The sequence below is a fragment of the Halorubrum sp. SP9 genome (genome assembly GCF_005435015.1).
Lineage (GTDB): Archaea > Halobacteriota > Halobacteria > Halobacteriales > Haloferacaceae > Halorubrum > Halorubrum sodomense.
The window spans coordinates 1-707 of sequence record NZ_SGXU01000217.1 but is presented as its reverse complement, the minus strand read 5'-3'; the positions used below and the strand labels follow the sequence as shown (position 1 = coordinate 707).

The 707-nt window shown below is 76.4% G+C and carries 1 pseudogene; it reads left to right on the top strand.

Annotation, left to right across the window (positions count from 1 at the left end):
* Window positions 1-657, top strand: a pseudogene (locus EXE45_RS17270) (glutamate ligase domain-containing protein); the annotation flags it as partial.
* Window positions 658-707: the final 50 nt, after the last annotated feature.

Sequence of the window (707 nt, the reverse complement as noted above, 5' to 3'; positions counted from 1 at the left end):
ACATCGAGTACCTCGGCTTCGAGCCCGACCGCGGCGGCGCTGGGGACCGACCTCGGCGAGCGCGCCGTGCGCGACGGCCTCGCGAGAGCGACGTGGCCAGGGCGGTTCGAGGTGGTCGACACGGCGCCGCTGACCGTCCTCGACGGCGCGCACAACCCCGCCGCCGCCCGCACGCTCGCGGCGACCCTCGACGAGTACGACTACGACGACCTCCACCTCGTGTACGCCGCGATGCACGACAAGGACCACGCCGAGACCGCCGCGGCGCTGCCCGACGCGGCGACGGCGGTCACCTGCCGGCCCGCCATCGACCGCGCCGAGGACCCCGCGGTCCTCGCGGCCGCGCTCCGGTCGGCGGGCGTCGACAGCGTGACTGCGGGCGACGACGTGACCGACGCGCTCGCGACGGCGGTCGACCGCGCGGACGAGGGCGACTGCGTGCTGCTCGTCGGCTCGCTGTTCGCGGTCGCGGAGGCCCGGGCGGCCCGAACCCGAACCGTCCGCGAGCGCGCGGTTCGGGACGCCGAGGACGCGACGCACGCGCTCGACACGGCGGGCGTCCCGCTCGAGGGCGTCGCGGCCCACCGGGACGGCGTCGACCACCGCGTCCTCACGCTCCGGCTGCGCGGCGACCGCGCCGAGCGCGTCGCGAGCGAGGTCGGCGTCGACCAGGTCATCACGCTGTAGCTGGCTTGTACTGGGGGATT